Origin of the sequence: uncultured Flavobacterium sp. (assembly GCF_963975005.1) — a bacterium.
GTDB lineage: Bacteria > Bacteroidota > Bacteroidia > Flavobacteriales > Flavobacteriaceae > Flavobacterium.
On record NZ_CAXBFR010000129.1, the window covers coordinates 1 to 8,037 of the forward strand.

The window sequence follows — 8,037 nt, forward strand, 5'->3', positions numbered from 1 at the left end:
AGCTCACTTTTCATTAAAAAGATAATGAACTTTAAATAATACGATTAAAAAAAGGGTTACTCAATTGAGTAACCTTTTTTGTTTATTAAATATGAAGCATGAACAAATGTTAAGTTTAGGTGCTGTATTTTTAACCTTTATTTATTCTAATTTTAAATAATGATGTTGTAAATTTGTACTCAAATAATTTTGAAATGTTAGACATCCAAAAAATACGTGCTCAATTTCCTATTCTTTCACAAAAAGTTAATGGAAAACCTCTGGTTTATTTTGATAATGGAGCCACTTCACAAAAACCGCAAATAGTAATTGATGCAATAGTTGATTATTATTCAAGATATAATGCTAATATTCATCGTGGTGTACATACTTTAAGTCAATTGGCTACAGATGCTTACGAAAAAGCACGTTTAAAGATTCAAAATCATTTTAATGCCAAAGAATCTTATGAAATAATTTTTACTTCAGGAACAACCGAAAGTATTAATTTAGTGGCAAATGGCTTTGAATCAATTCTTCAAAAAGGAGATGAAATTATTGTTTCGGCTTTAGAACATCATAGTAATATTGTCCCTTGGCAAATGCTTTGTGAAAAAACAGGAGCAATTCTTAAAGTGATTCCAATGAATATTCAAGGAGAATTGATTATGGAAGAATATGATAAATTACTTTCAACCAAAACAAAATTGGTGCTTTGTAATCATATTTCAAATGCATTAGGAACTTTAAATCCAATTGAAGAAATCATCGAAAAAGCACATAATGTTGGTGCAGCAGTCTTAATTGATGGAGCACAAGCATGCCCACATTTAAAACCAGATGTTCAGGCGTTAAATGTTGATTTTTATGTGACTTCAGCTCATAAAATGTGCGGACCAACAGGTATTGGAATACTATATGGCAAAGAAGAATGGTTAAGAAAATTACCTCCTTATAAAGGAGGTGGAGAAATGATAGCAACAGTTACTTTCGAAAAAACAACTTACGCAGATTTACCTCATAAGTTTGAAGCAGGAACACCAAATATTTCTGGTGGAATAGCTTTCGGAACTGCAATTGATTACATGAATTCAATAGGATTTGATGATATTGCAGTTTATGAGCATGAATTATTAGTCTATGGAACGGAAAAAATAAAAGAAATCGAAGGTGTAACTATTTATGGCCCAAACGACTTGTCTAAAAAAGCATCTGTAATCTCTTTTAACGTAGACGGAATACATCCTTATGATATTGGCACGATTATAGATAAATTAGGTATAGCAGTACGAACCGGGCACCATTGTGCTCAGCCTATTATGGATTTCTATAAAATTCCAGGTACAATAAGAGCAAGTTTTGCTTTTTACAATACCAAAGAAGAAATTGATATCTTTGTAGAAGCTGTTAAAAAAGCTAAAATGATGTTGTCTTAAAAGCAATAACATATATGTCTTCTAATAAATAAAATCTAAAAACATGAAACTATTACTTACGATTTTTTTGAGTATTTTCCTTGCTAAAGGATGTTCTGAATATAAAGATTTAGAAAAAGTAAAAATGGTTTATGATGCCAACAGTAGAGGCTATCATAAAACAATAACTATTGAGAACAAAACGTTTTTTGTTACTAATTCAAGAGATGAAAAAGCTCATGAGGTTAAATTAACAGATGCAGAATGGAAATTAATAGCTGATTTATTTAATAAAGTAGATTTAACTACCTACAATAAATTAGAAGGTCCAACTCAAGAACGTTACTATGATGGAAAGCCTCCTGCAAATTTAACAATTACTAAGGATGATGTAGTTTATTCAACTTTAGGTTTTGACCATACAATTCCACCAAATCAAATTAAAGATTTGGTTGATACGATTTTAAAATTATCAGAAAAGAAATAAAAAGCATGCAAATTAAAGAAATACAAGACGAAATAGTAGATGAATTCTCCATGTTTGAAGATTGGATGCAACGTTATGAATACATCATTGAACTTGGAAAATCATTACCATTAATTGAGGAAAAATATAAAACCGAAGATAATATTATCAAAGGTTGTCAGTCTAAAGTTTGGGTTCACGGAGAAGAACAGGGTGAGAATATTGTTTTTACAGCAGATAGTGATGCTATTCTAACCAAAGGAATAATAGCCATTCTAATTCGTGCTTTTTCAAACCAAAAACCGGAGGCTATTTTAGAAGCTAACACAGCTTTTATAGACGAAATTGGGTTAAAAGAACATTTATCTCCAACAAGAGCTAATGGCTTAGTTTCGATGATAAAACAAATAAAAATGTATGCTTTGGCATTTCAAGCTAAGCAATCAAATTAATAATTACGGTATTTAAACAATAAGATACTGAAATAAATTCAGCATAAAATGGAAGAATATAAAGACACAGTAAACCTAGGTGAAGACGTAGTAAAAACATTAAAATCAATTTATGATCCAGAAATTCCTGTGGATATTTACGAATTAGGTTTAATTTATGATGTGATGATAAACGAAGATAATGATGTTAAAATTTTAATGACATTAACTTCGCCAAATTGTCCAGTAGCAGAAACTTTACCACTTGAAGTGGAAGAAAAAGTAAAATCTATTGACGTAGTTAAATCATGTGAAGTAGAAATTACTTTCGATCCACCATGGAGTAAAGATTTAATGAGCGAAGAAGCTAAATTAGAATTAGGAATGCTTTAAAATTAGTTGGCTGTATTCAGTTGGCAGTTTAAGCTAACTACTGAACACTAAAACCTGAACACTGAACACTAAAAAATGGCTCGTTTTCAACCAAAATCACTAAAAGATACTAAGAAAATTGGATTAAAAGATTCTTTTAATTCACTTACTTTTATACCTCGTTTTTTCAAAGAAATTTGGAGAACTAATAAAAAGCTGTTTTTAATTTCTACATTTTGTAGGTTAATTGCAGCTTTATTACCTGTTGTAATTCTTTGGGTTGGAAAAATCATTATTGATGAAATTATAAGAATTACATCGCAAGGTGAAAAAGACTTTTCAGAACTTTGGAAATACGTTTTATTAGAATTTATTTTAGTGGTTCTTTCCGATTTAATGAGCAGAGCTATTTCATTGACTGACGGAATTTTAGGAGATCAATACAACATCAATACTTCAGTTAAAATTATTGAAAAGACAAATGAAGTTGATATTAGTCTTCTAGAAAATTCTGAATTTTACGACAAACTAGAAAGAGCAAGAACCCAAACTATGGGAAGAGTTGACTTAATGTCAAATGTTCTTGGTCAAGCTCAAAACACAATTTCAATTATAACATTAGTAGCAGGTTTAATTTATTTTGAACCTTACCTGATTATTCTTTTAGTTTTAAGTATTATTCCATCTTTTATTAATGAAGTTCGTTTTAGTCAACAACAATATTCATTAGCAAGAAGTTGGACAGCAGAAAGAAGAGAATTAGATTACTTAAGATTTATAGGTGCAAATGACAAAACTGCCAAAGAAATCAAGCTTTTTGGATTAACCAATTTTGTTGTAAATCGCTTTAAAAATCTAGCAACTAAATATTTTAACTTGAATAAAACATTAGTTATAAAACGTTCAAGTTATGGTTTTTTGTTTAATTTATTAGGTTCCATAAGTTATTATGCAGCTTATGTTTTTATCATTTATCGCGTTTTATCGGGTGTGATTACTTTAGGTGAATTGACTTTCCTTTCGGGAAGTTTTAACCGATTGATGAAAAGTTTGCAAGATTTTTTCTCTAAATTTACTCGTATTTCTGAAAGTTCATTATACTTGAAAGACTATTTTGATTTTATTGATATTTCGATTGTACCAAAAACAGCTGAAGATATTCCTTTACCAAAAGTGATTCAAAAAGGATTTGAATTTAAAAATGTTTTCTTTGCTTATCCAGAATCGGAAAATCAAATTTTAAAAGATGTAAGTTTTTCAATAAAAGCAGGTGAAAAAATAGCTTTTGTAGGACAAAATGGTGCAGGTAAAACAACGTTAACTAAATTATTACTTCGTTTTTATGAACCCACTTCTGGTGAGATTTTACTAGACGGAATAAATATAAATCGATACAACAAAAGCGAATATCAAGCTTATTTTGGTGTTTTGTTTCAAGATTTTTTCAGGTATGAATTCACAGTAAAAGAAAACATAGCGATCGGTAAAATTGACGAAATCGAAAATCAAGCACGAATTGAAAAAGCTGCAGAATTAAGTCTTGCGGATGAAGTAGTTTCAGAACTAACCAATGGTTATGAGCAACAATTAGGAAAACGATTCGTAAAAGGGCAAGAATTGTCTGGTGGTCAATGGCAAAAAATTGCTTTAGCAAGAGCTTACATGAAAAATGCTGAAGTCATGATTTTAGACGAACCAACATCAGCTTTAGATGCAAAAGCAGAAAGCGAAGTTTTTGAACGATTTATTCATTTAATTAAAAATAAAACTAGTGTTATAATTTCACACCGATTTAGTACAGTTCGTCAAGCAGATAGGATTATAGTTTTACAAGAAGGAACAATTTTAGAATCTGGAACACACGAAGAGTTAATGGCAAATAAAAGGTTATATGCACAATTATTCACACTTCAAGCAGAAGGATATCAATAAACATGGAAAAAGAAATAATAAATAAAGTAGCGAATAGTGTTTTGGAAGTCTTTGATTTAGAAGATTATTTTCCAAAGCAACAAATTCATTCTATTGATGTTTCGCAATGGTTAGTAGAAGGTTTTATATTAAAAGAAAAAGACTTTAGAGAATCCTTAAAGAATTACGATTGGTTGCAATATAAAGATACTTATGTTTCAATTTATTGTTCGACAGATGCTATTTTACCTGCTTGGACTTTTGCTCTAGTTTCAGTTTACCTTCAACCTCATGCATTAAAAGTTGTTTCTGGAAATAAAAAGGATTTACTTTTAAACCTTTATCAAGAGACATTAAACCAAATTGATTTTTCAATTTACGATAAAAAACCTGTTATCTTAAAAGGTTGTTCAAATAAACCGGTTCCACAGGAAGCTTATGTTTTAGCTATTCAAAAAATTATGCCTTATGCAAAAAGTGTAATGTTTGGTGAGGCTTGTTCGGCAGTTCCTTTGTTTAAATCGGTTAAATAGTGTTTTTTATCGATTAAAATTGTACTTGTACAAGAAAAATTGGCTTATAGTATGTCAAGTATTATCTTTGCATTTCAAAATTAAATAAAATGAAAAAAATACTACTAAGTTTATTATTAGTTTCTTCAATTGGATTTGCACAAGATAGTGAGAAAGAAAATCTAAAAAAAACAGAAGAAGCAGCTGCAAAAGTTGGAGAAGATAAACCTGACGGTTGGGTAAAATCAGGAACCTTTTCACTTATCGGAAATCAATCTACATTCAACAACTGGTTAGCTGGTGGACAAAGTAGTCTTTCTGGGAACGTTTTAGTTAACTATGATTTCAATTACAAAAAAGGTGATTGGTCTTGGGATAACAAATTAATGGCTGGTTATGGTATCACAAAATTAAAAGATGCAGATTTACAAAAATCAGACGATCGATTACAATTCAATTCATTGTTAGGAAAAAAAGCTGCGGGACTTTGGTATTATTCAGCATTTTTCAATTTTAAAACACAAATGGATACAGGTTTAGATCCTGATACACAAACTACAAAAATTTCACATTTCTTTTCTCCAGCTTATTTTCAATTTGGACCGGGTATGATGTGGAAAAAAAGCGATAATTTAAAATTTAATATTGCGCCAGCAACTTCAAAATTAATTATTGTTCATGATCATTTTACTCAATTAGGTTCTTCTTTTGGAGTTGAGCAAGGAGATACTTCAAGATATGAGTTTGGTGCTGCTTTAAGTGGTTATTATAAATTTAATATAATGGCAAATGTTTCATTTGAAAACATTTTAAATTTATATTCAAACTATTTAGAAGACCCACAAAATGTTGATTTAGATTACCAATTAAATATTGTAATGACAATCAATAAATATTTATCTACTAACTTTACATTCCAAACTATTTATGATGACAATGCCTTTAGAGGTTTTCAAACACGTCAAAATATTGGCCTAGGTATTAATTATGGTTTCTAATACATCAGAATTATTTATAAAAAAAGTCCCAAGTTTAAAACTTGGGACTTTTTTTATTCTTCATCTTTATCGATTGCTTCACTATATTCAGGATATAAAAACTTATTATATGGAAATCTGGTTATATGAATTTCTCTTACTGCCTCATATACTTTTTCTCTAAATTCTTCAAAATTTGTTTTATCAGTTGCTGAAATAAACAAAGCATTTTCTGTTCCAACGTTATTCATCCAAGTTTTTTTCCATTCTTCTAAAGAATAATGTTTTGGTTCTCTTTCAGTTACCAAGTCATCTTCAGCTAAATAAACAGGTTTATAAGCATCAATTTTATTGAAAACCATAATTATTTGTTTGTCATCACTTTTTATATCTTTTAAAATTTGATTTACAGATTCAATATGTTGCTCAAATTCAGGATGTGAAATATCCACTACGTGTAATAATAAATCAGCTTCACGAACTTCATCTAGAGTGCTTTTAAAAGAATCGATTAATTGTGTAGGAAGTTTTCTGATAAATCCAACGGTATCAGACAATAAAAAAGGCAAATTTTTAATTACAGTTTTTCTAACAGTTGTATCAAGCGTTGCAAATAATTTATTTTCTACAAAGACATCACTTTTACCTACAGCATTCATTAATGTGGATTTTCCAACATTCGTATAACCAACTAATGCAACTCGTACCATTGCACCACGATTACCTCTTTGCGTAGCCATTTGTTTGTCGATAGCTTTAATTTTGTCTTTCAACAAAGCAATTCTATCTCTTACAATACGTCTATCAGTTTCAATTTCCGTTTCTCCAGGTCCACGCATTCCAATTCCACCTCGTTGTCTTTCTAAGTGAGTCCACATTCCAGAAAGTCTAGGTAATAAATATATACATTGAGCAAGTTCTACTTGAGTTCTGGCATATGAAGTTTGAGCACGCTGTGCAAATATATCTAAAATTAGATTAGTTCTATCTAATACTTTGATGTCGAATATCTTAGTAATGTTTTTTTGTTGAGAAGGTGTTAATTCATCATCAAAAATAACGGTCGAAATATCATTTTCTTTTATATAACTAGCAATTTCTTCAAGTTTTCCTGTTCCAACAAAAGTCTTTGGGTTAGGTTTGTCCATTTTCTGAGAAAATCGCTTAATTACCTCACCACCAGCAGTAAATGTTAAAAACTCAAGTTCATCAAGATATTCTTTTAACTTTTCTTCGTCTTGGTTTTGTGTTACAATTCCAACTATTATTGTTTTCTCAAAATTTATTATCTCTTTTTCTATCATATTCTCTAGCAAGTTGAATTATTTTTCAACAAATTTAACATAAAATGTTAATAAAAACCTTTTAGTTTTCAAAATAATAATTACTTTTGGACATAAATCAAACCAAACAAACAATAAATGATGAAAAAAATTACGCTATTAATTGTAATGCTGTTCTTTTCATGTTATGGCTTTTCACAAGCTCTTACAGAAAACTTTGAAGGAACGGCATTGCCTACCGCAGGTAACTGGGCCTTGGCTTCAGGAAACTGGAAAATTTTTGACAACGGAATAGGAACTGCTCAATCTTGGGGAGTTATTCCAGCACCAAATTCTTGTAATGGGCGTTCTGCTTACTTAAATAAAGAGAATGTTACAGATGGAACTTTTGCAGAAGACTGGTTAGTAACTCCTCAAGTAACCATACCAACTAATGGTCAATTGCATTTTTCTACAAAACAAACTTTAGCAGCTAATTTTGGAAGTATTTACACTATACGTGTATCAACTGCTTCTCAGACAAATGCAGGTACATTTACAACTATACAAACATGGAATGAAACAGAATTGAATGCTGTTTATGATGTTTGTGAAGAAAAAGTAGTTCAATTTCCAGCAACATACATTGGACAACCAGTATATGTTGCCTTTGTAATGACAAATGATAATGGTGACCGTTGGATTGTTGATG

At 30.1% G+C, this 8,037-nt stretch carries 9 protein-coding genes; 8 read left to right on the top strand and 1 reads right to left on the bottom strand.

The window, feature by feature from the left end; genetic code table 11:
- The first annotated feature begins 194 nt into the window (after positions 1-194).
- From AACZ53_RS12605 to AACZ53_RS12635, 7 genes are all read left to right on the top strand, one after another.
- The gene (locus AACZ53_RS12605; RefSeq protein ID WP_339839054.1) at positions 195-1,415 is read left to right on the top strand and encodes a cysteine desulfurase; all 1,221 of its coding nucleotides are present in this window, start codon (positions 195-197) and stop codon (positions 1,413-1,415) included.
- Positions 1,416-1,458: 43 nt separating this feature from the next.
- Entirely contained in the window at positions 1,459-1,881 is a 423-nt protein-coding gene (locus tag AACZ53_RS12610; protein WP_339839057.1) for a hypothetical protein, read from the top strand.
- A gap of 5 nt (positions 1,882-1,886) precedes the next feature.
- A complete protein-coding gene (locus AACZ53_RS12615) occupies positions 1,887-2,312 on the top strand; it encodes a SufE family protein (RefSeq protein ID WP_026717204.1) in 426 nt (141 codons plus the stop codon).
- A 48-nt stretch (positions 2,313-2,360) separates the two neighbouring features.
- On the top strand, positions 2,361-2,684 hold the full coding sequence (locus AACZ53_RS12620; RefSeq protein WP_026717206.1) for an SUF system Fe-S cluster assembly protein: 324 nt from the start codon (positions 2,361-2,363) through the stop codon (positions 2,682-2,684).
- Positions 2,685-2,759: 75 nt separating this feature from the next.
- Positions 2,760-4,595 carry an ABC transporter ATP-binding protein gene (locus tag AACZ53_RS12625; RefSeq protein WP_339839061.1) on the top strand — a complete coding sequence of 612 codons (1,836 nt, stop codon included), beginning with the start codon at positions 2,760-2,762 and terminating at the stop codon, positions 4,593-4,595.
- A gap of 2 nt (positions 4,596-4,597) precedes the next feature.
- Entirely contained in the window at positions 4,598-5,107 is a 510-nt protein-coding gene (locus AACZ53_RS12630; RefSeq protein WP_339839063.1) for a DUF2480 family protein, read from the top strand.
- An 89-nt stretch (positions 5,108-5,196) separates the two neighbouring features.
- Complete coding sequence (locus AACZ53_RS12635) at positions 5,197-6,084, top strand: DUF3078 domain-containing protein (RefSeq protein WP_339839066.1); 888 nt, start codon at positions 5,197-5,199, stop codon at positions 6,082-6,084.
- A gap of 53 nt (positions 6,085-6,137) precedes the next feature.
- Here the strand turns inward: AACZ53_RS12635 and hflX are convergent, their stop codons facing one another.
- Complete coding sequence (hflX, locus tag AACZ53_RS12640) at positions 6,138-7,367, bottom strand: GTPase HflX (RefSeq protein WP_339839069.1); 1,230 nt, start codon at positions 7,365-7,367, stop codon at positions 6,138-6,140.
- Between the two features lie 117 nt (positions 7,368-7,484).
- Between hflX and AACZ53_RS12645 the strand changes: the two genes are divergently transcribed.
- Positions 7,485-8,037: choice-of-anchor J domain-containing protein (locus tag AACZ53_RS12645; protein WP_339839072.1), on the top strand; the 553-nt coding region annotated here is incomplete at its 3' end.